This window comes from Paenibacillus sp. DMB20, from assembly GCF_000987955.1.
GTDB lineage: Bacteria > Bacillota > Bacilli > Paenibacillales > Paenibacillaceae > Paenibacillus_AQ.
The window spans coordinates 275,540-301,734 of record NZ_LAZU01000053.1; the positions used below are offsets into that span (position 1 = coordinate 275,540).

Annotated in this window: 24 protein-coding genes, 6 tRNA genes and 3 pseudogenes; 25 read left to right on the forward strand and 8 right to left on the reverse strand. The window is 50.5% G+C overall.

The genetic code is table 11. The annotated features are described in order from the left end of the window. Positions 1–192 precede the first annotated feature (192 nt). The 3 genes from alr (at position 193) to XI25_RS29250 (ending at position 2,240) form a co-directional block, all read left to right on the forward strand. On the forward strand, positions 193–1,371 hold the full coding sequence (gene alr / locus XI25_RS29240; RefSeq protein WP_046681342.1) for an alanine racemase: 1,179 nt from the start codon (positions 193–195) through the stop codon (positions 1,369–1,371). A 233-nt stretch (positions 1,372–1,604) separates the two neighbouring features. Beyond that, positions 1,605–1,886: a CopG family ribbon-helix-helix protein gene (locus tag XI25_RS29245; protein WP_046681343.1), complete on the forward strand. Its 282-nt coding sequence runs from the start codon at positions 1,605–1,607 to the stop codon at positions 1,884–1,886. A gap of 3 nt (positions 1,887–1,889) precedes the next feature. Continuing rightward, entirely contained in the window at positions 1,890–2,240 is a 351-nt protein-coding gene (locus XI25_RS29250) for a type II toxin-antitoxin system PemK/MazF family toxin (protein WP_046681344.1), read from the forward strand. A gap of 282 nt (positions 2,241–2,522) precedes the next feature. On the opposite strand, the gene XI25_RS33555 is transcribed toward XI25_RS29250, so the two are convergent. Further along, positions 2,523–2,672, reverse strand: a complete 150-nt coding sequence (locus XI25_RS33555) for a hypothetical protein (protein ID WP_160308966.1) — start codon at positions 2,670–2,672, stop codon at positions 2,523–2,525. A gap of 226 nt (positions 2,673–2,898) precedes the next feature. Between XI25_RS33555 and XI25_RS29255 the strand changes: the two genes are divergently transcribed. Continuing rightward, the gene (locus XI25_RS29255) at positions 2,899–5,109 is read left to right on the forward strand and encodes a Tex family protein (protein WP_046681345.1); all 2,211 of its coding nucleotides are present in this window, start codon (positions 2,899–2,901) and stop codon (positions 5,107–5,109) included. Positions 5,110–5,282: 173 nt separating this feature from the next. Here XI25_RS29255 and cmpA read toward each other — a convergent pair whose 3' ends face one another. Together cmpA and XI25_RS29260 are read right to left on the reverse strand one after the other, a co-directional pair. Further along, positions 5,283–5,411 (reverse strand): cortex morphogenetic protein CmpA, encoded by a 129-nt coding sequence (gene cmpA / locus XI25_RS33195; RefSeq protein ID WP_152669246.1) that lies wholly within the window; start codon positions 5,409–5,411, stop codon positions 5,283–5,285. Positions 5,412–5,491: 80 nt separating this feature from the next. Further along, positions 5,492–5,842: a hypothetical protein gene (locus XI25_RS29260; RefSeq protein ID WP_046681346.1), complete on the reverse strand. Its 351-nt coding sequence runs from the start codon at positions 5,840–5,842 to the stop codon at positions 5,492–5,494. 264 nt (positions 5,843–6,106) lie between these two features. Here XI25_RS29260 and XI25_RS29265 point away from each other — a divergent pair, with 264 nt between their 5' ends. From XI25_RS29265 to XI25_RS29320, 12 genes and pseudogenes are all read left to right on the forward strand, one after another. Then, positions 6,107–6,592: a SprT family protein gene (locus tag XI25_RS29265; protein WP_046681469.1), complete on the forward strand. Its 486-nt coding sequence runs from the start codon at positions 6,107–6,109 to the stop codon at positions 6,590–6,592. A gap of 20 nt (positions 6,593–6,612) precedes the next feature. Continuing rightward, a tRNA-Asn gene (locus tag XI25_RS29270) sits at positions 6,613–6,688 on the forward strand. Positions 6,689–6,695: 7 nt separating this feature from the next. Beyond that, positions 6,696–6,784: transfer RNA gene (locus XI25_RS29275), tRNA-Ser, on the forward strand. A 269-nt stretch (positions 6,785–7,053) separates the two neighbouring features. Then, a tRNA-Glu gene (locus XI25_RS29280) sits at positions 7,054–7,128 on the forward strand. 151 nt (positions 7,129–7,279) lie between these two features. Then, positions 7,280–7,355 (forward strand) — tRNA-Lys (locus XI25_RS29285). A gap of 31 nt (positions 7,356–7,386) precedes the next feature. Then, positions 7,387–7,469, forward strand: a tRNA-Leu gene (locus tag XI25_RS29290). A 184-nt stretch (positions 7,470–7,653) separates the two neighbouring features. Further along, positions 7,654–7,991, forward strand: a pseudogene (locus XI25_RS29295) (KGG domain-containing protein). Positions 7,992–8,228: 237 nt separating this feature from the next. Further along, complete coding sequence (locus tag XI25_RS29300; RefSeq protein ID WP_046681347.1) at positions 8,229–9,878, forward strand: AraC family transcriptional regulator; 1,650 nt, start codon at positions 8,229–8,231, stop codon at positions 9,876–9,878. A 105-nt stretch (positions 9,879–9,983) separates the two neighbouring features. Next, positions 9,984–11,000, forward strand: coding sequence for an iron-hydroxamate ABC transporter substrate-binding protein (locus XI25_RS29305; protein WP_046681348.1), 1,017 nt, complete (start codon positions 9,984–9,986; stop codon positions 10,998–11,000). 22 nt (positions 11,001–11,022) lie between these two features. Beyond that, a pseudogene (locus XI25_RS29310) lies at positions 11,023–12,031 on the forward strand (FecCD family ABC transporter permease). Continuing rightward, positions 12,024–13,046 (forward strand): FecCD family ABC transporter permease, encoded by a 1,023-nt coding sequence (locus XI25_RS29315; RefSeq protein WP_046681349.1) that lies wholly within the window; start codon positions 12,024–12,026, stop codon positions 13,044–13,046. The pseudogene XI25_RS29310 and the gene XI25_RS29315 overlap by 8 nt, the downstream one beginning before the upstream one ends. A 25-nt stretch (positions 13,047–13,071) precedes the next feature. Next, entirely contained in the window at positions 13,072–14,625 is a 1,554-nt protein-coding gene (locus XI25_RS29320) for an alpha/beta hydrolase (RefSeq protein ID WP_046681350.1), read from the forward strand. A gap of 248 nt (positions 14,626–14,873) precedes the next feature. Here the strand turns inward: XI25_RS29320 and XI25_RS29325 are convergent, their stop codons facing one another. Further along, positions 14,874–15,521, reverse strand: a complete 648-nt coding sequence (locus XI25_RS29325; protein WP_235440495.1) for a PAS domain-containing protein — start codon at positions 15,519–15,521, stop codon at positions 14,874–14,876. A 172-nt stretch (positions 15,522–15,693) separates the two neighbouring features. Here XI25_RS29325 and XI25_RS29330 point away from each other — a divergent pair, with 172 nt between their 5' ends. The 3 genes from XI25_RS29330 (at position 15,694) to XI25_RS29340 (ending at position 16,905) form a co-directional block, all read left to right on the forward strand. Next, a complete protein-coding gene (locus tag XI25_RS29330; RefSeq protein WP_046681351.1) occupies positions 15,694–16,059 on the forward strand; it encodes a helix-turn-helix domain-containing protein in 366 nt (121 codons plus the stop codon). A 58-nt stretch (positions 16,060–16,117) separates the two neighbouring features. Next, positions 16,118–16,738, forward strand: coding sequence for an HAD family hydrolase (locus XI25_RS29335; RefSeq protein WP_046681352.1), 621 nt, complete (start codon positions 16,118–16,120; stop codon positions 16,736–16,738). An 84-nt stretch (positions 16,739–16,822) separates the two neighbouring features. Then, positions 16,823–16,905 (forward strand) — tRNA-Leu (locus XI25_RS29340). 100 nt (positions 16,906–17,005) lie between these two features. On the opposite strand, the gene XI25_RS29345 is transcribed toward XI25_RS29340, so the two are convergent. Together XI25_RS29345 and rocF are read right to left on the reverse strand one after the other, a co-directional pair. After that, complete coding sequence (locus XI25_RS29345; protein ID WP_046681353.1) at positions 17,006–18,208, reverse strand: ornithine--oxo-acid transaminase; 1,203 nt, start codon at positions 18,206–18,208, stop codon at positions 17,006–17,008. Between the two features lie 51 nt (positions 18,209–18,259). Further along, complete coding sequence (rocF, locus tag XI25_RS29350) at positions 18,260–19,165, reverse strand: arginase (protein WP_046681354.1); 906 nt, start codon at positions 19,163–19,165, stop codon at positions 18,260–18,262. 242 nt (positions 19,166–19,407) lie between these two features. Here rocF and XI25_RS29355 point away from each other — a divergent pair, with 242 nt between their 5' ends. The 4 genes from XI25_RS29355 (at position 19,408) to XI25_RS29370 (ending at position 21,217) form a co-directional block, all read left to right on the forward strand. Next, on the forward strand, positions 19,408–19,827 hold the full coding sequence (locus XI25_RS29355; protein WP_046681471.1) for an organic hydroperoxide resistance protein: 420 nt from the start codon (positions 19,408–19,410) through the stop codon (positions 19,825–19,827). 210 nt (positions 19,828–20,037) lie between these two features. After that, entirely contained in the window at positions 20,038–20,280 is a 243-nt protein-coding gene (locus XI25_RS29360; RefSeq protein ID WP_046681355.1) for a zinc ribbon domain-containing protein, read from the forward strand. Between the two features lie 87 nt (positions 20,281–20,367). Continuing rightward, a complete protein-coding gene (locus XI25_RS29365; RefSeq protein ID WP_046681356.1) occupies positions 20,368–20,646 on the forward strand; it encodes a hypothetical protein in 279 nt (92 codons plus the stop codon). Between the two features lie 154 nt (positions 20,647–20,800). Next, positions 20,801–21,217, forward strand: a complete 417-nt coding sequence (locus XI25_RS29370) for a thiol-disulfide oxidoreductase DCC family protein (protein ID WP_046681357.1) — start codon at positions 20,801–20,803, stop codon at positions 21,215–21,217. Between the two features lie 20 nt (positions 21,218–21,237). Here the strand turns inward: XI25_RS29370 and XI25_RS29375 are convergent, their stop codons facing one another. Continuing rightward, positions 21,238–22,122, reverse strand: a complete 885-nt coding sequence (locus tag XI25_RS29375) for a thermonuclease family protein (RefSeq protein WP_046681358.1) — start codon at positions 22,120–22,122, stop codon at positions 21,238–21,240. 418 nt (positions 22,123–22,540) lie between these two features. On the opposite strand from XI25_RS29375, the gene XI25_RS29380 reads away from it, so the two are divergent. Together XI25_RS29380 and XI25_RS29385 are read left to right on the forward strand one after the other, a co-directional pair. Then, positions 22,541–23,695, forward strand: a complete 1,155-nt coding sequence (locus tag XI25_RS29380; RefSeq protein ID WP_046681359.1) for an AAA family ATPase — start codon at positions 22,541–22,543, stop codon at positions 23,693–23,695. Next, a pseudogene (locus tag XI25_RS29385) lies at positions 23,688–24,572 on the forward strand (CpaF family protein); the annotation flags it as partial. The gene XI25_RS29380 and the pseudogene XI25_RS29385, both read left to right, overlap by 8 nt. A gap of 20 nt (positions 24,573–24,592) precedes the next feature. Here the strand turns inward: XI25_RS29385 and XI25_RS29390 are convergent. After that, complete coding sequence (locus XI25_RS29390; protein WP_052759796.1) at positions 24,593–26,074, reverse strand: recombinase family protein; 1,482 nt, start codon at positions 26,072–26,074, stop codon at positions 24,593–24,595. Between the last annotated feature and the right edge of the window lie 121 nt (positions 26,075–26,195).

A 26,195-nucleotide genomic window follows, 5' to 3' on the forward strand; every position in this document is an offset into this window, starting at 1 on the left:
GATTCCCCCAAGGTCATCCCATCCCCTTATTTTTCAAGCGGATTTCATCCGATTCCGCCGGTCCGCCGGCCCGGATAAGCAGCATGCCACATTCTGCCGATCCGGGTTGAATTGACAGTTACCTGCGGGGGCATTACCATTAATCTATTGCACATGTTATGTGTTTCAAAATGGTAAGAAGGTGACTGAAAAGTGCAAGCGATATATCGACCTACTCAAGCGGAAATCAATTTGGATCATTTGCGTGCGAATTACCAAGGCTTTCGGGAATCGCTTCCCGAGTCCATGAAGCTGCTGGCCTGCGTAAAGGCCAATGCCTACGGACATGGAGCCGTTGAAATCGCGCGCGAGCTGGAGGAACTGGGCGCGGACTATTTAAGCGTCGCCTTTTTGGATGAAGCGCTGGGGCTTCGAAAGGCGGGGATACGGATGCCGATTCTCGTGATGGGGTATACCCCGCCGGAGGGAATCGAGACGGCATGGCGCAACGACGTAACCATAGCCCTGTTCAGTTCTGAAGTGATGGAAGCGATCAAAGCTCTGCCTCTTGAAGAGGAACGCCCGCTGAAGGTGCACATCAAAATCGACAGCGGAATGGGCCGCTTGGGGCTTTTGCCCGGCGATGCGGCGGTTTCTTTTATCCAGGAAGCATTTGCGCTGCAGCAGGTGATGGTCGAGGGTATGTTTACCCATTTTGCAAAGGCGGATGAAGAAGATAAAGGCTATACACTGGAGCAGTACCGGCGTTTCAAAAGCGTGGCGGATGCGCTGCGGGAGTTGGGCTACAACATCCCGATCATACATACGGGCAATAGCGCCGCCGCGATCGACACCCCCGAGCTTTCCTACGACATGGTGCGTCTTGGCATCAGTTTGTACGGATTGTATCCATCGGAGGAGGTCCATCGAACAACGGTCAGCTTAAGCCCGGTCATGACGTTAAAGACGAAGGCGGTCTACGTCAAAAAGCTTCCGCCGCATTACGGCATCAGCTATGGTACCAAGTACGTAACCGAAGGCGAAGAAACGATAGCTACGCTTCCGATCGGTTATGCGGACGGGTATTCCCGTATGCTGAGCGGTAAAACGGAGGTGCTCATACGCGGACGCCGCGTACCTGTCGTCGGAACGATCTGCATGGACCAGTGTATGGTATCGCTGAAATCTTTCGCCGAAGAGGCGGAACAAATCAAAGTCGGTGAAGAGGTTGTACTCATCGGTCAGCAGTCTGGAGCGTGCATCACGGCAGACGAGCTGGCTTCTAAGCTCGATACCATCCACTATGAGCTGGTGTGCATGATAGCCCACCGTGTACCGCGTACGTATATACGCGAAGGCGTACCCGTTAAGCGGGTCAATCCCCTCTGGTAGAGCTTCTTGCTTGATTCCTGCAACCATATTTATTCGGGATTAAAAAGGAAAACGTACAGGCTTTCGCGAACTATGAATATGTCGGTTGGTCTGTACGAAAGTGCCGATTGTAGTTTATAATGGGATGCAGCATACTTGATATACCTTCGGCATATATATTCTTTTGTATAAATTTCCTTGAATAACGTAATACTGGTGCACAGGGCAAGAAGGTTGTGGGGGTGGAATAGAAGGTGGCCAACATGCAGAACACCAAACGAATCATGATCAGTCTACCGGATCATCTTTTGCAGGAAGTGGATGGGATCGCTCAGCTGGAAAATTCCAACCGCAGTGAACTGATCAGGCAGGCCATGAAGCTGTATTTGAACGAACGCAAGAAGCGTTACATTCGAGAGTCGATGCAGCGGGGCTATATGGAGATGGCTAAAATCAACCTGACTATGGCATCCGAGGCCTTTCACGCGGAGGAAGATGCAGACAGCACTCTGGACCGCTTAGTAAGCGGGGTGTAGACAGTGATCGTAAAACGCGGCGACGTATTTTTTGCGGATCTTTCACCCGTTGTCGGTTCCGAGCAAGGCGGTGTAAGGCCGGTTCTCATTATACAGAACGATATCGGTAACCGGTTCAGTCCGACGGTAATTGTTGCGGCCATTACCGCGCAAATCCAAAAAGCGAAGCTTCCGACCCATGTCGAAATCGACGCGGCGTCACATGGATTTGACCGGGATTCTGTCATCTTGCTGGAGCAAATCCGGACGATTGACAAGCAGCGCCTTACCGACAAGATCACCCATTTGGACGAGGAAACGATGAGCAAGGTGGATGATTCCCTGCAGATCAGTCTGGGTTTGATTGATTTTTAATCTGTGCTTGGCTTGTTTTTAGCAGAACGGCATCGTCCTTTGAGCAGGATAGAGTTTTCTGCTTATGAGTTTGAATATAGCCGCCATTGAAGGGCACGAAACAACCCGCCGGAATATTTCCGGCGGGTTGTTTCGCATGGCTTTAAGTGATGCATCTGCTTTAGCGGAGGGCTTTTTTCTCTGAAGTTGCCAATAGAGCCGTACAGATAGTAGTCTGCTCTGTGAGAAGATCTTTTTGGCGAGAGAAAAAACGGTCTCTCAAAGAAGATGGGGAAAGTCCGTTTACTTGTGGTTTTCGCTTATGGATGTGTGAAGGGCACGGTGAGTTTTTTGCGGCTGGCCGTCGGGGATCAGGGCATATGCGGTGGCAACAACGGCAATAAACATGGCAAAGCATACGGCCGACAATGCCCATGCATTCTTGTTGTTCATTTTAGCGTACCTCCATTCAAGATGTAGACGGACGATTTCAAACCAACCCATATCTTATATTTAAGCAAGTCTAGTTATCCTTGAATTTTACGACCCGAATCTTAAAATCAGATGAAAAATCGTTGAACTTTTGCGCGATTCCGCTTCCAATTCATGCCAACTGGAAATAGCCGAGAAGATTTGGGATAATGGGAATATAGTTTTTTTGAAGAGAGAGGGATAATCATTGTCTGATATCGAAGCTGTGGTGGAAGTGAACGAGGAACAGATCCGCAAGGAAGAACATGAGAGGATCGTCAAACAAATTGCCAAGGAGCTTCAATTGTCCGTCAAGCAGGTTCGAACGACCGTTGAACTGCTGGACGAAGGAAATACGATACCTTTTATCGCACGTTACCGCAAAGAGATGACCGGGGAGTTGGATGAGAACCGTCTTCGTGAAATAGAGGAGCGCACAGGCTACTTGCGCAATCTGGAGGTCCGCAAACGGGAAGTCATCCGGATCATAGATGAACAGGGCAAGCTGACGGACGAACTCAAGACGTCGATCGAGAAAGCCGTCAAGCTTCAGGAAGTGGAGGACTTGTACCGTCCTTACAGGCAAAAACGGAAGACGCGCGCCAGCGTGGCTAAGGAGAAGGGACTGGAACCGCTTGCCTCCTGGATTTGGTCTCAGCCTAAGCAGGGAGACGCTTTGGCTGAAGCGGCCAAATATGTGGACGAGGAGAAAGGCGTGGCTTCGCCGGAGGAAGCGCTGCAGGGAGCGATGGATATTTTGGCCGAAAACGTAGCCGATGACGCCGCGATCCGTTCCTGGGTGCGCCGGTATACGATGGATCATGGCATGCTCACTTCCGAAGCGAAGGACCCGGAAACCGAGTCCGTATACGAGAATTATTACGACTACCGTGAATTGGCCAAAAAAATGCCGCCTCACCGCATTCTTGCCATCAACCGGGGCGAGCGGGAAAATATTCTGAAGGTCGGTCTTGAGGTGCCGCCCGATTCCATTCATGCCTTTATCGGCAAGCAGGTGCTTAAAGGAACTTCAGCCGTATCGGATATTCTCGCATCGGTGATCGAGGACGCTTATAAACGTCTTATTGCCCCTTCCATCGAACGGGAAGTTCGCGGCGAGCTGACGGAAAAAGGTGAGAATCAGGCCATTTCGATTTTTGCCGGCAATCTGCGGAGCCTGCTGCTTCAGCCGCCCGTGAAGGGACGGTGCGTACTCGGGGTCGACCCTGCTTACCGGACGGGCTGCAAGCTGGCGGTTGTGGACGATACCGGCAAGCTGCTTGAAGTGGCCGTTACCTATCCGACGCCGCCTAACAACAAGAAGCGCGAAGCTTCCGCCAAGTTCAAGGAACTGATTTCCAAATACGGCATTCAGCTGATCGTGATCGGCAACGGCACGGCTTCCCGGGAAACCGAGCAGTTCGTGGCCGAGGTCATTGGCGAGGCGGGAGACCCCGATTTGGCTTATTTGATCGTGAATGAAGCGGGGGCGAGCGTGTACTCTGCTTCCAAACTGGCCCAGGAGGAGTTTCCGGACCTGGATGTTGCGGAGCGCAGCGCGGCGTCCATTGCCCGCCGTGTTCAAGATCCGCTTGCAGAGCTTGTGAAAATCGATCCTAAATCGATCGGTGTCGGCCAATACCAGCATGACGTATCCCAGAAACACCTGGAGGAAAGCCTGAAGGCCGTCGTCGAGTCTGCGGTAAACCACGTCGGCGTGGACGTCAATACGGCATCTCCGTCGCTGCTCTCCTACGTTGCCGGAATCAATGCGACGATCGCCAAAAACATCGTGAAATTCCGCGAGGAAAACGGAAAGTTCGTAAGCCGCAAGCAGCTCCAGAAGGTACCGCGCCTAGGCTCGAAAACCTTTGAGCAGTGCGTCGGATTCATGCGCATTTCCGATGGAGAGAATACGCTGGATCGTACGCCGATCCACCCGGAGTCGTATCCGGTTGTGGACCGTCTGTTCCGGGAACTCAACGTAAGCCCGGAAAAGGTTGGAACGAAAGAGCTGTCGGGGCTGCTGGCGGAGCAGTCGCCTGAAGACCTTGCGGTGAAGCTGGAAGTAGGGGTGCCTACGCTGCGGGACATTTTGGACAGCTTGCAGCGCCCCGGACGCGATCCGCGCGAAGAGCTGCCGCTGCCGATCTTCCGGACGGACGTGTTGAAGATTGAGGATTTGGCGCCGGGCATGGAGCTTCAAGGTACCGTCCGTAACGTTATCGATTTCGGGGCGTTCGTGGACATCGGCATCAAGAGCGACGGGCTGGTCCATATTTCACAGTTAAGCGACGGTTACGTAAAACATCCGATGGATGTCGTGTCCGTCGGTGACAATGTGACGGTGTGGGTGTTGAATGTAGATTTGAAGAAAGGCCGTGTCGGACTGACGATGCGCCAGCCGAAGGACCAATAATATATCGAAAGGGGCGTTCCAAAAGGTCCATTGACCCGGGACGCCCCTCGTTTATGTCAAGAGAGTGGTCCTCTTCTAGTGGAATCGCGGTTCAAGAAGGGAGAACACCAAAAAGCAAGCCGGACTCCGGTCCGGCTTGCTTAGCCATTCATACATGAGATTTGAACGAACCTTCAGCGGCGATCGGGGCTTACCCCCGGCGATTTTCGATAAAAGAACCAGCATTCGTTCAAAAGTTTGATTTGGCGTCTGTCTTTTTTGCGAAAGGCGCGTGTCAGCTGATTGCAGAGCCATTGCGGCAAGGGTATCTCCTCCTCTTGCTAAACCGTCTGTATGGATAGCATATGGGGAAGACACCCAAAGCGTGCAGGTCTACCTATTTTTAAACGGCTTCTTCTTCGTACCACTGCTCAAGCTGTGCTTGAAGGGCCCGAATTTCGGTGAGCAGGGCGATGAGCGGGTAATAGTTCTCCTTCAGGGAAGCAAAGGACTGCTCAAGCTCATTAATATAATGGAGACCGCTGATTATACGGGAAGTTTCCTGCAGCAGATCCAGATTGTCGCATTCGGCGACGGCCAGAGGCAGGTCCGGCGTGTTTTGGGCGGTCAGCTTGCTGATTTCTTTATTCAGCCTTAAATTAAGCGCGCTGAGCTGATAGGCGTAATCCGCAGGCATCTCCACGTATTGAAGCTTGTCTCCCGACTGTAAAATGACGTATCGCATGTTCGGCATGTTCGTGGGTTCTCCCTCCATAGCTTGCTTGGTTTATGCAAAATTCATGCATAGGATCGTTTATTCGTGTGATTCAACACGGACAGGGAATCCTAAAACTTGTATGGCCAGAATCGGAACGGTAAGCCGCCTTTCGGATTTCTGCATGATCCCTTACTTGACAGTGTAGCTTAGGGTGAAGTTAAAATTCAAGTAGCATTCATGTTGAACCGGCATGCCGGTTCGAGGCAAGCGGAAAGGGAGTTTACATCCATTATGCAATATATGAGCAATGAGGAACTTCAGGCCTGGGTCGAGGACATTTCCCTGAAGTGGTTTCATGTCCCGTTCAGGCATCGGGCGGTTTTTAACCGGAGACTGTCTTCTACGGGGGGACGGTATTTTCTGAAGAGCCACGACATCGAAATTAATCCCCATCAGCTGGAAGTACACGGAAGAGAAGAAGTGGAGAAGATTATTAAACATGAGCTGTGCCATTATCATCTCCATCTGGCGGGACGGGGTTACAAACATAGGGATGCGGACTTCAAAGTACTGCTTCAGGCCGTAGGGGGGAGCCGCTACTGCAAAGCGATTGCCAAGCCGGAGGATAAAAAACGAAAGCCCGAGCCTTACCGGTATGTCCTGCGCTGCACGGATTGCAAAATGGAATATAAGCGCAAACGGAAAATGAATCCGGCGCGTTACCGGTGCGGCAGATGCAGCGGACGGTTGCAGCTTCTGGCGCTTGACTCCAAAGGGAACTCATGATAAATTATTAATCATAACGTTCCCTGATAGCTCAGTTGGTAGAGCACTCGACTGTTAATCGAGTTGTCACAGGTTCGAGTCCTGTTCGGGGAGCCATTTCCATGGAGAGATACCCAAGTGGCTATAAGGGGACCCTCTGCTAAGGGGTTAGACTGCGTAAGCGGTGCGAGGGTTCGAATCCCTCTCTCTCCGTTCCGATTAACATCACAGAAAGCTCCACCGTGAAAACGGTAGGAGCTTTTTTTAAGAGATAAGAAAGCTACAGAGGGATGCCCATCCTTATCTCGCAAGAAAGACTTCCGTTAAAAGCGGTCTTCCGAGAAAGTACGTCGATAGACTTTTTTCTTACGACAAAAATTCATTCAATAAACTGCATAAAAAATAATTTTAAAAAAATGCTTGTCATGTTCCTCATGATTTGTTATACTCATTCTTGTCGTCACGGCGACACTTGTTAATAAGGCCCGTTGGTCAAGGGGTTAAGACACCTCCCTTTCACGGAGGTAACAGGGGTTCGAATCCCCTACGGGTCACCACTTTCTTTATCGCTTCGGGGATGAGAACCCCAGAGGGTTCGTCGGAGCATAGACATCGTTAGGAATACTTCGCAGTCTCGAACGGAGTGAGAGTATCCCCTACGGGTCACCACTTCAACTCTTTTATGGCAGCTTCATTGTTTGTCATCGAGAGCCATTAGCTCAGTTGGTAGAGCACCTGACTTTTAATCAGGGTGTCGAAGGTTCGAGTCCTTCATGGCTCACCATTTGTTTTATCGGTTTTTCCCTTTATATTATGCGGTAGTGGTGGAATGGCAGACACGCTATCTTGAGGGGGTAGTGGGTGTATACCCGTGGAGGTTCGAGTCCTCTCTACCGCATAGCTAATAAAAGCTCCTGCATTGTGCAGGGGCTTTTTTTGTGTATTTATACATGTTTGGTCTAAAAGATATGGTTTTTTTCTTCGCATTTAAGAAGATTAAAATGTTTCAGCATAGCGGCAGTGGTTAATATCATAACGTGGACGAGCACAACTTCCAAAAAACCTATAAGGAGTGATTCAAAATGGCTAATAACAATAATGGAAAAATGAGCCGTGAAGAAGCAGGACGTTTAGGTGGAGAAGCAACTGCAAAGAACCACGATAAGGAATTTTATCAGGAAATCGGCCGGAAAGGCGGCGAAGCGACTGCAGACTCCCATGACAAAGACTTTTACCGGGAGATCGGCCGCAAGGGCGGAGAAGCCACTTCGGATTCCCATGACAGGGAATTCTACCAGGAAATCGGACAAAAAGGCGGCGAAGCCGCAATAATTCCGATAACGGCAGCGGCGGCAAAATGAGCCGGGAAGAAGCTGGCCGCAAAGGCGGTCAAGAAAGAGCCCGTCAACGCAGAGATTAATGTATTCGAGAGGAAGGAACCGCAAAAAGAGTTTCTTCCCATGGACCCATATGAAAAGTTAATGATCTAAAGATGTTTTGATAGCTGGCGTTAACAGCCTTGGTCCCAACGGGACCAAGGCTGTTTGAATTTTTATCGGAGTCCGGAAAAAATCCGGCTTTATGGGCGATATCTGATATGATATGATTTTATGTGATAATGATTACCATTCTCAATAAAAAGGCGGTACCTGCAGTCATGAAATACATAGGAAATAACGAGGAATGCCTCGAATGGCGTTTCAGTGAACTTACCACCAGGCTATGGAACGTAAAAATGTTTAATGAACCCGGTTTGTGCCTTGCTCAACAGCTTTCGGTACAACCTGCCCTTATCGTTATGCTAAGAGGGGAGGCATCTCTTGAATCCGAAGACGGCCTAATTCAACTGCATGAAGGCACGGCCTATTTTTGCCCCGGCGGCAAAACATTCGGTTTAAGCGGAAGGAGCCAAAGCCAGGCATTAGCCTTCATTTTTCATTTTAGTATCTACCGGGCTGTTTGTGGAAGCCGCAGACAGCTTGAAGAGACAGACGGAGAGCAGCTTGTGATGGGGAACGAGGTATGGACGTTTTCATCCCCGGACCGATTGAACCTTTTGTGCCGTTCCGTTTATGAATGCTTTTACCATACCGGCGAAATAAAAAGATGGCGCGCCCAGCTTGATTTTCAAGAGCTGTTGTACGAGTTTTTCTCTGAACTCGGAGAGCGCCGCACCGGCAGCAGGAAGCAGGGGCTTGAACTGGCAAAAAGCTATATCGATGAACATTTTTTTGAAGATTTGACGATGGAGCATCTGGCGGGAATCGCCGAACTCAGTCCCAATTATTTTGCCGATGTGTTCAAAAAAACGTATGGTCGGAGCGTAATGGATTATCTGACGCAGACCCGAATGGACAAAGCCAAGAAGCTAATGCTTGGATCCGACTGCTTGCTAAGGGAAGTTGCGCATTCGGTCGGTTATAAAGACGAGTTTTATTTCAGCCGTAAATTCAAAAAGGAATTTGGTTTTTCACCAACCGCATACATAAAGAAACGAAAAAATAAAGTAGCGCTTTATGGTTCAACCTCCCTTCTCGGGTTTGTGCTTCCGCTTGAGATCATACCTTATGCGGCGCCGCTTCATCCCAAATGGTCAAATCACTATTACCATAAGTTTGGTCCCGAGATCCCCGTTCATCTGGACGCATACCGGCAAAATCATTACAAAACGGCCAATCTGGATAAGCTGGAGGCTGCCGGGCCCGAAATTATCATTTGCACAGATGAGCTTGAGTCCTGGGAAAAAGAGAGGCTGAGGAATATGGCTCCCATCCACGAACTGCAAGGAGCAAACGGGGATTGGCGGAGCCAGCTGTCCGGGTTGGCCGATTTATTGGACAGAAAGCCGGAAGCTGCGCAGTGGATGGAATCTTTTCGTACAAAAATGATTGCGCTGCACCGTAAGGTAACCCCTACTTCGAAACGAAGTCCCAAAATTTTGAGCGCGCGGTTTTATCATGACCAACTCGTTATAAACGATAACCGCGGGGGGAGAGAAGTCCTGTTTGACCACCTGGGCTGCCGTCTTCCCGATCTTCCCCATGTAATGGTCGACCATATGCCGCTGACATGGGAAATGCTCAGGGAAACGGATGCGGATCATGTTCTGCTGCTAGTCCGGCAGGATTCGGAAACGCTGGAACATTGGGCAAGGCTCCAATCCGCTCCGGAGTGGATCTCCTTGCGTCACGTCAGGGAAGGCAGGGTTCATCTGTTGCCGTCTTATCCTTGGCGCGAGTACTCTCCGTTTGCTCTTGAACAAATGGCCGAGTCGGCCGTCACGTTTTTATCCGGGAATTGTCCATGAAAAATCGGATGATTGTCCATGGCGCATGACCCGGTTCTCCTTTACTATCAATAATGATAATCATTATCAATTATAGATTGGATCGAAGGGAGAAGTCAGAAAAAGATGAAAAGAATGAAGTTGATGCTGGGCTTACTCATCGTGGTTGCCATGATGTTATCCGCTTGCGGAAAAGAAAATAAGCAGGGCAATGCCGCTGAAAAGGGGGCACCCCAAACGGCGGTTGCAACAGATGCACCGAGCGGACAAGATGCAGGATCAGGGTCTGGGTCCGAGACCGGTACAAAAGTGGTGAAATACCTTGATCAGGAATATACCCTGCCGTCCCAAACGGAGCGGATCGTCATTACCGGCGCCGTCGAGGCGATGGAAGACGCGATCGTGCTGGATGTCAATCCTGTGGGAGCCATTACGGTTGCAGGACAATTCCCGGAGATGTTCCAAAGCATTACGAAGAATGCCCAGTCCGTAGGGGAAAAGACCGAGCCTAATTTCGAAACCATACTGGCCCTGAAACCGGACGTGATCTTAGGTTCCTCGAAGTTTAAGCCGGAAGTGGTGGAGCAGTTGAATAAAATCGCGCCGACCATACCTTATTCCCATATTTCTTCCAATTGGGAGAGCAATTTGAGACTGCTCGGAGAGCTGAGCGGCAAGCAGGAACAGGCGGAAAAGGAGATCGCGAAATACAAATCCGATCTTGAAGCGGCCCAAACTCAAATCGGCGATTCCCTAAAAGATAAAAAAGTGGTTGCCGTGCGAATCCGGGGGGGAGAATTGTATATCTATCCGGCAGCCGTCTTTTTCAATCCCGTTTTATATGAGGATCTCGGTTTAGCCGCTCCGGAGGAAGTGAATGCAGCTAAGGCCCAGGAATTGGTCTCGAAAGAAAAATTCGCGGAGATGAATCCGGACTACCTGTTTATCCAATTCTCGCCGGATGAAAACAAGGAAACGCCGGATGCGCTGGAACAATTCCAAAACGATCCGATCATCAAAAACCTGGATGCATTCAAAAACGGCAACGTGTTTGTTAATGCGGTTGATCCGCTCGCCCAAGGCGGGACGGCCTACAGTAAAATCGAGTTCTTGAAAGCCGCAGTAACCCGGCTTGCAAAATAGTTCAGTATAAGGCGTGTTGAATATGTCGTTTAAACGTTCGCTGCCGGCGGTTATCCTTGCGATAGCGCCGGCAGCCGTTGTATTGGTCATTATGGCTTCGATTTTATACGGAGCGAAAAACATTTCGGCACAAGTGATATGGGATTCTGTTTTTGCCTTTGATGCCGATAACGTGGATCATCAAATTATTATATCGTCAAGGCTGCCGCGTGTGATCGGGGCGATGCTCATCGGCGTTTTTCTCGCCGTTTCGGGAGCCTTGATGCAGGGGATGACCCGGAATTACCTGGCTTCTCCATCCATCATGGGCGTATCGGACGGCTCCGTTCTGGCGGTGACGCTCTTTATGGTCTTTATGCCGAACGGCAATCCGAACCTTTACATCGCCAGCTCCATGATCGGCTCCGCGATCGGCGCAGCCATCGTTTTCGGGCTTGCCTGGTGCATTCCGAACGGCCTGAGCCCCGTCAGGCTGGCCATATTGGGAACGATCATCGGAACCTTTTTAAGCGGAGCTGCAGACGCCATCGCGACTTATTTTCAGGTGTCCCAAAACATAAGCTTCTGGTATAACGCCAGGCTGCACCGGATGGATCCCGAATTGATCAAGTTAAGCATCCCGTTTGCTGTAGTAGGCTTGACGCTGGCCCTGTGCATATCCAAATCGGTATCGGCTCTTTCTCTTGGGGAGGAGACTGCCAAGGGGCTAGGTCTGCGGGTCGGCCTTACCAAAGCATTGGCGATTCTGTCCGTGGTCATATTGACGGGCGTATCGGTAGCGCTGGCCGGTAAAATCGCCTTTGTCGGGCTGGTCATACCGCATATCGCGAGGTTTTTGTCGGGCTCGGATTACCGCTGGATCATTCCGGTGTCCGGGGCGCTTGGGGGCGTTTTTTTTGGCGCTCTGCGATATTGCCGCCCGTTTTGTCAATTATCCCTTTGAAACGCCTGTAGGGGTAGTTACGGCTTTAATCGGTGTTCCCTTCTTCTTGTATCTGATCAAAACGAGAGGAGGAGACCATCGTGCTTAAATCCTCGAATGCCCGGGTATGGGCCGTTATGGCGGTCGGGATTGCTTTGGCAGCCGCTGCGGCGTATCTCAGTTTAACGAACGGGACCTTCGATATGTCTGTTTGGGAGGTCCTGAAAACGCTGCTGCGCATCGATCCCCGGCCGGATTTTACACTGGTGGTGTTTGATTTCAGGCTTCCCCGCATCGTACTCGGAGCCCTTGTCGGCTTGGCGTTGGGCATGGCCGGCGCGGTGATTCAAGGCGTCACCCGGAACGGGCTGGCGGACCCCGGAATTTTGGGCATTAATGCCGGGGCCGGCATGGCGGTGGTCTTGTTCATGTTATTGTTTCAAGGCACCGTTACGGCTTCCGGATGGCTTGGGGTAATGATGATGCCGTTGTTTGGGGTGGCAGGAGGCATGGCCGCCGTAACCGTCATCTACATGTTTGCCCGTCAGGGCGGGCGGCTTGACCCGCAGCGGCTTATCCTTGTCGGCATTGCCATCGCTTCGGGATTCGGAGCCGTAACGATGTATGCTTCCCTGAAGATGAATCCGAAAGATTACGAGATGGCCGTCGTTTGGCTGTCCGGAAGCCTTCACAGCGCGAACTGGAAGTTCGTGGCCACGATGCTTCCTTGGCTCGTTCTGCTTCCGCCCGTCATTTGGATGCGGGCTCACGTGCTGGATCTGTTCCAGCTGAGCGGGGACAGCCAGACAGGTCTCGGCGTACGGGTGGAACGCGAAAAAAATATTTTTCTGCTGTGCAGCGTCGGACTGGTCAGCGCCAGCGTTGCCGTTTCCGGCAGCATCGGTTTTGTCGGATTGATCGCTCCCCACATGGCCAGACAGCTCGTGGGCTTGAAACATAAACATATCATCCCCGTCAGCGGAGTGGTCGGTATGGTTATGGTGCTGATCGGCGATTTTATCGGCAAAACCGTGTTTGCCCCGGCCGAGCTGGCCGTCGGCATCGTCATTTCCATGATTGGAGTGCCTTATTTTATTTTTCTCTTTATTCGTTCGCGAAAATAGGGAATCCATTATACAGGAGGAGCATATGAATCGATTTCAACAGCTCGTCGTGGGGCAGAGAGAAGTCATCCTTTACCTGCCGCCGTCCTATGAAGCCACGAACAGGTTTTATCCGGTTGCATACGTTCAGGATGGCGGAGACCTTTTTACCGATGGTTTAAATTACTTGGAGCATCTGTTTGCTGCCAATCGCCTGGAGGAGGCCATCCTTGTCGGTGTCGTTACTCCTTCAAGAAACGATGAATACACCCCCTGGCCGGCTGATCCCCTGTTGGACGGTTATCCAGCCTTCGGAGGCAGTGGGAAGGCATATGTGGACGAGCTCGCGGATGTGGTTAAGCCGTATATCGATAGTCGTTACCGCACGCTGAGGGAGGCTGATTCCACCGCCATGATCGGCGCTTCCCTCGGCGGTTTGGTATCCCTGTTTGCAGGCTATTGGCGGCCGGATGCCTTTGGACGCATCGGGCTGCTGTCGGCTTCCTTTTGGTATGAGGGGGTCATGGATTACATACGGAACCACGAAGCTCCGAACTTGGAGCAACGCGTGTACATGTCCTTCGGGAGCTGCGAAGGGATATATAAAACGAGTATTCAGAAAAATATGGTTCCTTGTTCAAAAGAAGCACATCGCTTATGGCTGGAGAAAGGATATCCGGAAAGCCATCTGAAGCTGGCCATAGACCCGGATGGAACGCATGATGCGCTGTTTATGCTAAAGCATTTTCCTGAAGCGTTGAAATGGCTGTTTGATAAGGAAGCTGCCGTTCCGGATAACCGCATGAACGCCGATATGGGCGCTTACCGCGTACCGGGGACTCTTACTTGGGAGATGAAGTCTAGCCGTACGGGACGCGAGTACCGCATATTCATTGCGGTGCCTGTCGTTCCCCCGCCTGAAGAAGGGTATCCCGTGTTGTATGCTCTGGATGCCAATGCCTCTTTCGGCTCTTTGGCGGAATCGCTCCGGCTGCAGTCTCGCGGTCCGCATGGAATACCTCCGGCGCTCATCGTCGGCATCGGTTATGATTCCGAGGATCCGATCGTAAGCAAGGAACGGTTTATTGATTATACGGTACATGCGGATGAAACGGAGCTTCCTCCGCGGCCGAACGGTTCCGCCTGGCCGGCGACCGGCGGAGCCGAAGCGTTTCTTGCGTTTATTGAAGAGGAGTTAAAGCCGGCCATCGAACGGTCTTTTCCGGTTAACCGGGCCAAACAGTCATTTTTCGGACATTCCCTTGGCGGTTTTTTAACTCTGTACGCGCTGTTTACCCGTCCCGCGGCTTTTCGGCGGTATATTGCGGCAAGCCCCTCCATATGGTGGAAGAATCATATGCTGCTTGAGCTGTTGAACGCCAAGAAAGCCGGATTCGAATCATTGGAACCGGGTGCGGAACTGCTGCTTTGCGTGGGAAGCGGAGAAAAGCCGTCCATGATCGCGGATGCCAAGAAGCTGCATCAGGTTTTGGATAACGTCCGGGGGCTTCCGCATTCTTTTCTGGAAGTGGAGGGCGAAGGCCATGTCTCCGTGCTCCCGGCACTGATCAGTCCGCTGCTTCGTTATGTTACGGGATAAAAATGGGACATGTGCCGTGAAGTTCTGACTAACTTATTTTCGCACGTTTTACTTATCGCCAAGAATCGCGGAACATGTCCCGACTAGCCCTTTCCGTACGGTTCAAGATGGGTCGGGGAAGCCGGAAAGCCAAATTATATATTTGTATATTCAAAAAGCCTTAGCCCGGTCAGTTTCCGGTCTAAGGCTTTATTTTGTTCAACCGGAAATCCTGCCATTTCTCGGTAATCTCGCATGATTGCATGCGGTTATTCATCCCTTGAAGAATGGTCTTCATCCAGAACCGACGAATAACTCGGATACAAGCGCCTTATGCAGGAAGGGCAGATGTCGTGCGTGAATTCAATCGGCATCCGGTTCTCCAAATAACTTTCCACGGGTTCCCATGCATCATCCGTGTGAACGTGTTTGCAAACCGCGCAGATGGGAACATGCCCCGGCAATGTGCATGTATGGGAAAGGGCCTGCTCCAAGCGGATTTCTTTTTTCTTGAATCGTGTAATATCCGAAAACGAAATGACGGCTCCCTCGATCCGTGAGCCCTGATTGAAGGTCAGAGGCTGGGCCTCGCATAAAACCCAAATTGTTTTTCCGCGCCAGTCGATGGGGTATTCCGCAATGTAGTCCGGCTCGCTGCCTTGAAGAATATTTCGAATAGAGGGCAAGTATATTTCCTCAAAAAATACCCTGTAAGAGGAACTTCCGAACTCATTCGGATTCAATTCGAATAAGGAGATGCCTTGGGTAATGATGTCCGGTGAAATGCCGTGCTTTTCGGCCATCGATTTCAGGGGCTCGTTAATTTGGTCAATCGTGCCGTCCCGGCTGATGATCATCATGCCTGATTTAATGTAATGAATGGCATCATTCCATGACGGAGAGAAAATTTTCGGCAACCTACTCGCTCCTCCGGTTTAATTACTTGGTCAAAGAAAACTACGGATACACGGTAAATATGGTATAATTTAGACGTATACACCCTATTATACACGTAATTACGTCATATATCAAGAGAAAAATTACGTAAATAAGTATTTTTTTAAACAGCACTGGGAAGGCGGTTGCTTGATGCAGTCTATATACCAACGAATCGAACATCTAATTGAAAGCCGGGGAATGACGAAAAAAGCTTTTTGCGAAAGCCTCGGAATCAGCACGGGGAACTTTGGAGACTGGAAAAGAGGGAAGACAACGCCGAGCACGAATAAACTGATCGAAATTGCCGCATTTTTCTCCGTGAGCCTGGATTGGCTCATTATCGGAAAAGGAAGCCCGTCATCCGGCGTGATGGAAATCCGCGAGGGTTACGGAACCGAGGCGGCCGACGGGGAAGCGGTGCAGGTTGAAGGCCTATCCGACCAAGAGAAACAATTCATTAAGGAATACGTGGAATTTACGGAGTACAGGAAGCATAAAAATAATCGGGCTGAGTAATGCGGTTTGTGCTTTAAACCGGCATGAAGTTCAGCGGTTGAGGAAGGAGATACGATTTATGTATGATTGTATCATTTTTGATGTCGACGGAACTTTGATCGATACCGAAGCTGCGGTTCTCGGTTCCCTCAAGAAATTTTTGGCCGAAAAGGGCTGTACCGTTCCGGTTGACGAAAACCTCCGTTTCGCGCTTGGCATTCCCGGAAAGGATGCGCTCTTGAAACTCGGGATTCAAGACACGGAGGAAGGCTGCCGGATATGGAATGAATACATGAAGGAATTTATGGATGACGTTCATCCGTTTCAAGGAACCAGGGAAGTCTTGGCTGAGCTCAAGAGTAAGGGGATACGGACCGGAATCGTGACCTCCAAGACCCGGCAGGAACTGCAGGATGATTTCGTTCCATTCGGCCTGATGGATCAACTGGATGTTGTCGTTTGTGCCGACGATACGGAAAAGCATAAGCCATGCCCTGAACCGCTGCTGAAATTCCTGGAAATTTCGGGTGCGGATCCTGCCCGATCGATTTATATCGGGGATACGATGTATGATGCCGAATGCGCGTCCGACGCACACGTGGATTTTGGATTAGCTTTGTGGGGAGCACCGTCGCCCGATCAGGTCAAGATTGCCGCACATCGGCTGAAGCACCCATCGGATATTACGAGCTTGGTCTGAAATTAGGAAATATTTCAACTTTACATTTTGGTTTAAGATCTATATAATAAGGAATGTTCTCTTGTGGAACGTCTCCTTATATATGCGGTAGTGGTGGAATGGCAGACACGCTATCTTGAGGGGGTAGTGGGTGTATACCCGTGGAGGTTCGAGTCCTCTCTACCGCATCATAACTTTTTCGAAACAAAAACCAGTCTTGAGCATCAAGGCTGGTTTTTGTTTTATCTATTTTTATTTAGCTATAGAAGTTTATTTTCAATTGATTGCCTAAACGTTTTCTTCCATTAGAACAAGGTTGAGGAGCTCGATCGCCCAGTCCAACTCTTCCTTCGTTATGATGAGCGGGGGAGCAAGGCGAATCGTAAACTCATGGGTTTCCTTCACGAGCAATCCAAGCTCCTTCAGCCGTTCGCAGTAGGGTCTTGCCGCTGCAGCCAACTCGATTCCGATAAACAGACCGCGTCCGCGCACTTCGCGAATGACGGGGGACGGAATCGAACGAAGCCGGGTCATCAAGTATTCGCCAAGCTCTGAAGAACGCTGCGCCAGCTGCTCCTCCTCCAATACCTTTAAAGCGGCTATGGCCGCGGCTGCGGCTAGAGGGTTACCGCCGAAGGTCGAGCCGTGAGAGCCGGGAGTGAACACCCCAAGGACTTCGTCGCTCGCCGCAACCGCCGATACCGGCATGACCCCTCCGCCCAAGGCTTTGCCCAAAATATATACATCCGGCACGACATCTTCCCAGTCGCAAGCGAACAAACGGCCCGTTCGCCCGAGACCTGTCTGAATTTCATCGGCCATGAATAAGATCCGATGTTTTTTGCACAGCTTTTCGGCTTCCTTAAGGAAGCCCGGGGGAGGCAGGACTATACCGGATTCCCCTTGAATCGGCTCGATCAGAAGCGCTGCGGTGTTCGAATGAATGGCTTCCTCCAGTGCCGAGATGCTTCCATAAGGAATGATTTTGAAGCCCGGGGTGAATGGCCCGAAGCCTTGCTTATACGTTTCCGAAGAGGAGAAGGAGGTAACCGTGACCGTTCGTCCGTGAAAATTGCCTTCGCAGACGATGATTTCCGCCTGATTTTGGGGAATGCCTTTGGTCTCGTAGCCCCATCGCCTTGCCGTTTTGATCGCCGTCTCCACGGCTTCAGCGCCCGTGTTCATCGGAAGGACGCGGCTTTTGCCCGTTATTTTGGATACGGCGCTATAGAATAATCCCATTAGATCATGGTGGAAGGCACGCGAGGTTAAGGTGACGCGGCCGGCTTGCTCGATAAGGGCTTGAATGATTCGCGGGTGACGATGGCCGTGATTCAAAGCGGAGTAAGCGCTCAGCATATCCATATAGCGGTTGCCCTCCGGATCTTCAACCCAGACTCTCTCGGCTCGGGTGATGACAAGAGGGAGCGGCGTATAGTTGTTGACTCCATGCTGCTGTTCAAAATTTATTAGGGACTGGCTGTCCGTCATCAAATCACTCCTAGAAAAAGATTGTAAAAAGCGGCTTTTAGAACACGCTGCTTAAAGAATGCGCTTGCCGAGCGCTGAACAGATCAGCTCATTCGCGAGTTTAACGGTTTGTTTATTATGGTCCAATAGCGGATTTACCTCGACGAACTCGGCAGAGGTTAAGAGATTGGCTTCAAACATCATTTCAAGGGCGAAATGGGCTTCCCGGTAAGTTGCTCCTCCCCTGACCGTAGTCCCGGTACCGGGAGCTTCGTACGGATCGAGACTGTCAATATCAAAGCTCAAATGTACGCCGTCGGTACCGTCGCTGACGATTTCAAGCGTTTTTTCCATGATGGCAGCCATCCCGTATCGATCAATCTCGTGCATGGTAAAGCAGGTTATTCCCAAACGCTTAATCATTTCGCGCTCTCCTTGGTCCAATTCACGCGCTCCCACGATGACCACCTTCGCTGGGTCAAGGGGATGGCAGCCTTTACGGAGTTCGGTCAACAATGGATGTCCTTGATCGAGGCTGACTGCCAGGGACATGCCATGAATGTTTCCGGAAGGGCTTGTGTCGGGCGTATTCAGATCTCCATGCGCATCGAACCATATGACACCGAGACGTTGATAATGCCTGGTCAGTCCCGCTATCGTTCCAATGGCGATGCTATGATCTCCCCCAAGAATAAGGGGAAAGGTGCATTTCTCCATGAGGCTATCAATCTTGTCGCGAAGCCTGGCATTCACCTGAGCAATCGTTTCCAGATGCTTAAGCTTGGAGTTCCTGGGGGCGGACGAATCCGTAGAGGAATCAATCGAGATGCTTCCTTCATCGCTGACATGAACGTGAATGTGATTCAGCTGGCGAATGAGACCGGCATCGATTAGAGACTTCGGCCCAAGCTCAGCACCGGGACGGGCGCCGCCAAGACCCAAAGGTACGCGAAGCAGGGAGATTACGGAAGGACTCATAGGAACGGGCTCCTCTCCAATACCGTAGGTTTTTCGACTACTAATCTATGTGTATGCTCGAGGAGGGGGAGATCATGAGCGGGAGATTCTTTTGCATGAAAAAGAAGGTTGTTTATGGGGGATACATCATGCGCAGCTTTTTGTGGAATGATCATGATGAACCGTTTTTTGGGGTTTCATTTTGCGTCGAACGTTTAAGTGAAAGTGTAGGGAAAATAAATTGCGGAGGAGATGATGGAGAAATGCAACCGTTGTACACAGCCGACGTCAAAATCATGGGAGGCCGAAACGGCTCGGTGGAATCGTCTGATGGGGTATTGAGACATAAGTTGGCCATGCCCAAAGAGCTCGGCGGCTCCGGCGGTGAAGGCACCAATCCCGAGCAGCTGTTTGCGGCGGGTTACGGGGCTTGTTATGAAAGCGCCTTGGCCAACATCGCCCGTAAGGAAGGGGTTGTTCTAAAGGATGTGGTGGTTCATTCGCAGGTGATGATCGGGAAGGATGAGGCGGATGGCGGATTTAAGCTGGGCGTGAAGCTTAACATTCAGATGCCCGGCATCGAACGAAAACAAGCTGAGGATCTGGCGAAAAAGGCCCATGATTTTTGTCCGTATTCCAAAGCAACCCGCGGAAATATCGAAGCGGAACTGAACGTGATCTGACGGGGCATCCAAACAGCAAACGCTGGTCCGGATATTGCCTTTCCTTGCGGACGGAGCCTTTTGGGAGGACCGTCCGTTTTTATTCCTCGCAGAAACGTCATCAAGCCTCCCAAAAGGACGATGGCGTCTTTCTTGTCGAAATTTGTAACGTGATGGCTTCCTTGTCCGTATGTTAGGGTATGGTTGGATTTAGAAGGGAGGCGATTGGAAATGCGTATTGAGGATATGATCGAGGAAAGGTTCGTTTGCGTCAAGTGCGGAGGGAACCATTGCGAAACGAAGGAAGTCTCCATGACGGGGTCCGGGCTCAGCAAAATGTTTGATATTCAGCACAATCATTTTCTGTTTGTGTCATGCAGCAACTGCGGCTATGTGGAAGTATTTAACCCTGATATTTTGAAGGGCAAGAAAAGCGGGCAGCTGGGATCCATACTGGACGTGTTCTTCGGTTGACATCGTCTTTAAAATTCTTTAATATGACTAAGTACCTTAAAGTACAAGTCGTTTGAAGAACGAAATTTAAATAAACGGGTGATGCACATGCCATACAGACCGCAGATAACCAACGTGACTAGAGCCGGAAGCAACGAAAAGGAAGGACTCTACGAGTTCATTATCAACTTGGCTGACGGAACAGATTGCCGCGTGTTCTACAACCGTTTTCCGGAATGGAAAATGACCAATGTCAGCCGACTGGGAAAGACACCATGTCCGGTTTGTCGCAAAGATTTCATTTGCAAATGCATGGAAAAGTTTTCTTCCGATTTTGACCAGCAGATGAGAGACGGAGAATGGCTGAGCAAAGCTGCAGCAGAATAATTGAACATGGCACGACCAAGCGTGGGAGGAGACTTCCACGCTTTTTTCTAAATATATAAAGAAGCGATCGTCCATGAGGAAGACGACCCGCTATTTGCCTGTAGGCTTCATATTGCCGGTGCCGGGAAGCGGACCGGCTGGAGGAGGTAAAGGTATGGCTGCAAGAAAAGGACCGGACGATTATATCATCGTGCTGATCGACGGCGTGTGTCACCTGTGCCAAGGGCTCACGAAGTTTATTATTAAAAGGGACCCTTCCGGCGTCTTCCGGTTCGCTTCCCAGCAGTCGGAAATCGGGCAGGATATTCTCCGAAAGGGAGGATTGGACGGAGGCCTTGCGAACACGGTTGTTGTTGTGGACCACGGAACCTATTATACCCGGTCCGCGGCGGCGCTGAGGATCGTCCGGCATCTTCCGATGCCTTGGCCGCTTTTGTACGGCTTTGTTATTCTTCCGAAATTTTTAAGGGACTTTCTTTATCGGTGGGTCGCCAAAAACCGTTACCGGTGGTTCGGAAAGGATGAGCAGTGTTTGATTCCGACGCCGGAAATCCGGCGCCGTTTCTTGTAGGCGTTTTTTTTGGCCGGTTATTAGCGCGGCGCGCGAAAGCCCGCTTCCGCGGCTTCTTCTTCGCTGCAGAACCATGACTCCGGCTTGGTTCTTTCATAGTAAGGGGAGTCCGGGGTATGGTAGATTTTCTCTCCTTTGGCGTTGATGTTTCCCTTGATTCTGCATCCGCCAGGGGAGGTTGAAGAGGGGGCTCCCGTATTCGGGCCAGTCGTTGCAGCGCGGTCCGCCTTCTGCTTTTCCGGATGAAATCCGTCTTCCCGGGCATAGTCTTCAACGCTCCAGATGCCCAGGGATCTGCTGCGGCTGATCTTCTGCAGGTCGTTGAATTTATCCACATATCTTACATTCGGTTGATAGATGTAGGCAACGCGGGCCAATCCCTGTTCCAGAAGCGCTTCTTGAACCATTTTGCCGTCCGCGTAAACATAGGCGAGCAGTCTGGAGTATTTATCGCGGTTCGGACCGATGTCGAATTCCAGCTCCAGTTTTTTGGCGTTTTCCACCATTTTTTTGGTGAATGCTTTTGCCTCCGGACCGAATGGCTGCACGCCGAGGCGGGGATGGCTGGTTTCGGGAGTATCCACCAACAGGAAGCGGACGTTTTCCGTTTTTCCCTCGTACTGCACGCTGATCGTATCCCCGTCCACGGCTTTCACGAGCTTGACCTGAACCTTGGCGATGTCGAGGTTATCCGTAGGATAGGATTTGCTTTGATTCCGTGAGTCTGTTCTATGCTGCTTATCGGATTTGTCTGTTTGAATAGAACCGCTGCCGGTTGTAGGCGATTGCTGCTGAATCGCTTGCCCGGAATGCGATTGGGTCAACTCCTTCATTGCGGGGGGTTCCGAACAGCCTGGCAATAGCAGCAGGCCCGCAATAAGGAATGGAAAAATTGCTTTTTTCATAGATGTCGTCACTCTCCCGGCTGAGATGCTTTGGAAACGATAGTTGCAGGAGCTGCTGCTGAGCGTATGGTTAGATCGGAAAGGGCAGATCATGCAGGGAGTCCGCTTTCCGGCAACGCATTTATAACTTCCGCTACATTCGGTCCATGTTGTCATAAATATCTCGATAGACGGTTTTATATATCAGATAGGATTTTATGCCAGGAACGTTTGTTCCTGCCGTGTTCATTATGATCGGTTTTCATCTTTTTGGCAAGTGGCACAGCATGATTTAAAAAAAATGGCTTGCCGTTTGATAGGAAGTTATGATATTCTATGTAAAAATATAACAAAACAACGGAAGCACCGTTCCATGTCCGCTTTTTAGCGGCTCGAACGGTGCTTTTTTGCGTTGTTTTCAAAAGAGAGGAGATGCGGCATGCAACCGGTCAGGCTTGTACTGGCTGTTCAGGATAAGGGATACGTTGAACCGTTGCTTCATTATATTCAGTGCAGCGAGTATGCGGTTATCGTCCAGGTAACCGCCTTTACCCGGGCTGAAGCCTTCCTGCAATTCATGGAAAGCGGCAGCAGGCCGGACCTGGTAGTCGGTGACACGGAACTGTTGAACGCGTGGCTGTCCGCCGGCGAACCGTCGCTTCCGTGGATTGCCCTGATCGAAGGAGGAGAAGGAAAGCCCGAAGGGGACGGCCTGACGGTTTCCAAATACCAACCGTTGTCTCGACTGCTGGAGAGCTGGATTCAATATGTCCGGGAGAGACGCGGCGGGGCAAAGATGGATCGGACGGAGGGAACCCGGATCATCGGCATCACTTCCGCGCTGGGCGGATGCGGAAAAACGACGACGGCCGTCAATATGGCCAAGCAGTTGGGCGTGATGGGTTCCAAGGTGTTTTATCTGAACCTGGAGACCGTGAATTCGAGCGCGGTCTTTCCGATTGGCCCTGAAAGAGGCGGGAGGCCGTTTTCAAGGCTTCTCTACGACCTCAAGGCCGTACAGGAGACCGGTGAAGAGGCTGACGTCGAGCCTTATATCCTGAGAAGCGAGGCGTTGAAATGTGATGTGTTTGCGCCGAACAGGCATATAGGGGAGTTGATGGAAATGACGTTTGACGACACGAAGACGCTCATACAATCCATATCCGGAAGCGGACGATACGATTTTATAGTGCTGGATTCCGATTGGGTTGCCGGTGAGCGGTTTCAGGCGCTGGTCACGGAGTCGCATCTGCTTTGGTGGATTTTGCTGGATGATTTGATCGGGATGTTTAAGAGCGGGGCGCAGCTGAATGATCTGGAGCGGCAGGACCCTGATTTATTCAGGAACATGATGGCAAAGAGCAGGTTTATCGTGAACCGTTACACGGGCAGTCTGGCCAATTCGCTGCCGCGGAGCGATATGAGTTTCGACGGCGCGCTCCCCTATATCCCTTCATGGAAGCAGGTTCGGCAGGAGGAAATCCTGCTTTGCTCGCCCATTTTTCAGAGGGAAATATTGAAGCTGTGCGGCGATATGCTGGGCGAGACCAGGATTATGCCTTCGGGAAGCACGGGTGATGCCGCTTATGCATGAGGAAGAAATCTTTACCTCCATCCGCAATGAAGTACGGGCCGGACTGGATATTACGGCGGCTGTCGGAAACCGCGAGCTTATGCAATATATCGAAGAAACCGTATGGGAACGCAGGGAACTTGAAGGATTGACGGCTTCCGGCAAACGAAAGCTGGTGAGAAGGGTGTACGACTCTTTTCGCGGACTGGACGTACTGCAGCCTTTGGTCGATAACCCCTCGATTACGGAAATTATGATCAACAGCCACCAAGAGGTGTTCATTGAGCAGGAAGGGGAAGTAAAGCGCCTCCCGGTTCAGTTTGAATCGCAAAACCGCCTGGAAGACATCATCCAGAGCATCGTCGGTACGGTGAACCGGGTCGTGAACGAATCCTCGCCCATCGTGGATGCCCGGTTAAAGGACGGATCGCGGGTCAATATCGTGCTGCCGCCGATTGCGCTGAAAGGCCCGACCATGACGATCCGCAAATTTCCCGAGTCGCCGATGACGATGGAGCAGCTGATCGGCAGGGGGGCGCTTAGCGAGGAAACGGCCTACTTTCTCCGCACGCTGGTCAGGGCCAAATACAACATTTTCATCAGCGGCGGGACGGGATCGGGAAAAACCACCTTTTTAAATGCGTTGTCACAGTTCATACCGCCTGATGAAAGAGTGATTACGATTGAGGATTCGGCTGAATTAAAGATTGTGACGGTACCGAATCTGGTCTCCTTGGAAACCCGAAATGCCAATACGGAAGGACGAGGAGAGATATCCATACGGGACCTGATCCGTTCGTCCCTGCGGATGAGGCCGAACCGGATTATCGTCGGGGAGGTTCGCGGAAGCGAGGCGCTTGATATGCTGCAGGCGATGAATACCGGACATGACGGAAGTCCATATCATACAATATGGATCTAATTAAACAGAACTTCGTCAATTCTCGCTTCAAAAAATTTATTCTTTACGCCCTTCGGATTAGTTAATGGTGTATTGATCGTAATTTTCTTGAACAACGTAAATACAACCATCTTTTTCTCTTCGTCATCAATCAAAGGCCAAAGCTCTTCCATCTCGGCCAACTCTTCGAGTTTCGGTATCGCTGACAGAGATACTTCGTTCGCAGCTATTTTTTTCTTAGCTTCCTTTTCTTTCTCATCTTCCTCAGTAATGCGTTTGCGAACCTCTTCCTTAGATATCAACCCTTCAACGAACATGTATTGCCATTTTTCCTTGCGCTCCACAATTCGTGCCAACTCTCTTTTCGCATCGTCAACTTCAGATGTTTTTTTCGCCTGATCTTTTAACAGGGCCGATGACTCTTTAGCCAGCAGTTGAGAGTCTGCTCTAATGGACATGATATATTCCATCATCAAATGTTCAATGTGGACCTGTCGGAATATAGGCATGTCGCAGGAGCTGTTTGCATGTCGATTCGCACAGATATAGTATGGTGTACGAACGGTTTCGCCTCCAGCCATTCTTTTTGTCGTCAACTTACCGAACATAGCCGCGCCGCACCGTCCACACCGTAACACGCCAGAAAACCAATATGTTTTGATTCTGCTGTATCCGCCATGTGTTTTTCGTTCCATGAATTTTTTCGTTTCTTCATATTCTTCGCGCGTGAATACAGCTTCGTGATCTCCCTCACCGTAGATGCACTTAACCCGTTCATCCCGTTTTGTGTTCGCGTATGTCCCCTTGTTTGTTTTTGAGCCCAAGCGTATGATGCCAGCATAGAATGGGTTCTCTATCGTGTAAGCTACCGTGGCAGCTGTCCATTCACTTCCACGGCGCAATTTTCCTTCCCTGTTCATTTTCATAGCTATCGACTTATATCCCATTCCTGACATGTACAACCCTCGAACTTCCCGGATTAGCTCTTTTTCCTCGGGGATGAGTTTACCTTCTGACGTGTATCCATATGGATATACACCGCCAGGGCGCTTGCCTTCTACCACCATCTGCTCTACGCCGAACCGCACGCGCTCAGATATAGTTTCCCGTTCCCATTCAGCCATAGCGCCAACCAGAGTAATGAAAAATCGTCCCATGGCCGTTGTGGTCTCGAATATTTCTGTACTTGACTTAAACTTCACTCCATACTGATCAAATGTCTTAAGTAACTTGTGAAGGTCCGCTACAGATCGAGTGAGACGGTCTAGCTTGTACACTAAAACAACATCGAATTTTTGTTCTTCCATGTCTGCTAATAATCGTTGCATATCTGGACGGTTTAGATCCTTGGCAGAATATCCGTCATCTATATAAAAGTCGTATATCTCCCAATCTTGGGACTGAGCGAAGTTAAATAAACGCGCCTTCTGTCCTTCTACTGAAAAACCATCTTCGGCTTGCATTTCAGTACTGACCCGGATATATAAAGCTGCTTTCATGGTGCACCCTCCCACACTTTCTTACTTGGATTGTACTGGTTTATGGGTAAAAGAAAAAGCCCCGAATATCGGAGCTTGTATGCTATAATCTGGAATGTACAACACGCCTAAGTGGGTGGGC